1 protein-coding gene and 1 pseudogene are annotated in these 1,851 nt (G+C 62.4%); one reads left to right on the forward strand and one right to left on the reverse strand.

What is annotated here, in order from left to right; all coding sequences use genetic code 11:
- Positions 1–735 (forward strand): annotated as a pseudogene (locus IVA87_RS09055) (IS3 family transposase); the annotation flags it as partial.
- Positions 736–994: 259 nt separating this feature from the next.
- Here the strand turns inward: IVA87_RS09055 and IVA87_RS09060 are convergent.
- The coding region (locus tag IVA87_RS09060; RefSeq protein WP_247333393.1) for an IS110 family transposase at positions 995–1,851 on the reverse strand (857 nt) is incomplete at its 5' end.

Raw genomic sequence — 1,851 nt, forward strand, 5'->3', positions numbered from 1 at the left:
CCAAGCGGCTGAAGACGCTGGATGACGAGAACACGCGGCTGAAACGGGTGCTGGCCGACGCCATGCTGGACGACGCGGCCTGAAAGGACCTCTTGGGAAAGAAGTGGGGACGTCCGCGGCCAAGCGGAAAGCTGTCGCGCATCCGTGGATGCCCACGGGATGAGCGAACGGCGGGCGTGTAAAGCCATCGGCTGCTGCCGCATGACCATGAGATACCAGACGACCCGGGCGGACGAAGCCGGCCTCCGCCAGCGCATCAGGGCGATCGCCCAGGAGCGCCGTCGCGTCGGCTATCGACGCCTGCACGTTCTGCTCAAGCGGGAGGGCTACGTAATCAACCATAAGAAGCTGTTCCGGCTCTACCGGGAAGAGAGGCTTGCGGTGCGTCGCCGTGGCGGCGCAAGCGGGCGATCGGGACCTCGAACGACCGCTGGTCGCTCGACTGCGTGTCGGATCAGCTCACCGATGGCCGCCGCTTCCGCATCCTCACCGTCGTCGATGATTGCACCCGCGAGTGCCTGGCGCTGGTGGCCGACACCTCGCTCTCCGGCAACCGTGTGGCGCGGGAGCTGGACCGGCTGGTGATGGAGCGCGGCAAGCCGAAGATGGTGGTCAGCGACAACGGTAGCGAGTTCACCAGCAATGCCATCCTCAGCTCGGGCCGACCAGAGCCGTGTCGACTGGCACTACATCGCGCCGGGCAAGCCCATGCAGAATGCCTTCATCGAGAGCTTCAGGTATAGACGGCCCCGCCGATGCAAGGGATTTCAGCAGCACTTTGGTTACCGGTCGGGTGCGTTCATGTATACGGCCTGTTAGTGCGACCGATGCCATGGCCGCTGGCCCTGATGGAGATCGCGGATCGAGGCCTCATCAACGGGTCGCGCTTGTTGCGCTTAAAACTCTTCGGGCTTTCTCGATCCCCAGCTCCGCCGGTTTCCATCACGCCGTCATCTGCCCTCACACTTTAGGGTGGCCAAAAAAGCGCGGCAGCTCAGGCCGCGAGCTTAGGCCGATAGAACTCACCGGTCGTCATCATTGCCCAGATGATCCGAGCCAACTTGTTGGCGACAGCGACGGCAACAACCATGGGCCGACGCCGTTCAAGCAGGGCTTCGATCCAGCCAGCTCGGACCCGGGACCGGGCCTTTGGATACCGAACGACGTTGCGTGCCCCAATGACAAGCAAATGCCTGAGATAGGAATCGCCCTGCTTTGTTATGCGGCCGAGCCTGTCCTTCCCGCCGGTGGAATTCTGTTTAGGCGTCAGGCCAAGCCAGGCCGCGAACTCCCGCCCGGAGCGGAAAATTGTCGCGTACGGCACGGTCGCGGCGAGAGCTGTGGCTGTTATGGGACCGATCCCGGGGATCGAGGACAGCAACTTCGCCATCGGATTTACGCGCTGGATCTGAGCCAGCTCGCGCTCGATAGCTTCGACCTGCCGGTCCAATTCCTTCAGTTGGTTCACAAGGACGGCTAGTGCGATCCGGGCGTGGGCCGGTAGCGTCAGTTGCTCGTCATCCAACACGTCCACCAGACCATCCACCCGTTGCCGGCCTTGCCCGACGATGATTCCGAACTCAGCAAAGTGAGCCCGAATGGCGCAGGCTGTCATGGTTCGTTGGCGGACCAATAAGCCTCTTGCACGATGAAGCATCAAGAAGCCCTGGTTCTCGCCGCTCTTGATGGGAACGAACCGCATATTGGGACGGGTGACCGCTTCGCAGATCGCGGCCGCGTCAGCGGCGTCATTCTTGGCTCCTCTTCGTACGTAGGGTTTAACATAGGCCGGCGGGATCAATCTCACATCATGTCCAAACTGCCGAATCTCCCGCGCCCAGTGGTGAGCAG

Origin of the sequence: Bradyrhizobium sp. 147, assembly GCF_023073935.1 — a bacterium.
Classification (GTDB): Bacteria; Pseudomonadota; Alphaproteobacteria; order Rhizobiales; family Xanthobacteraceae; genus Bradyrhizobium.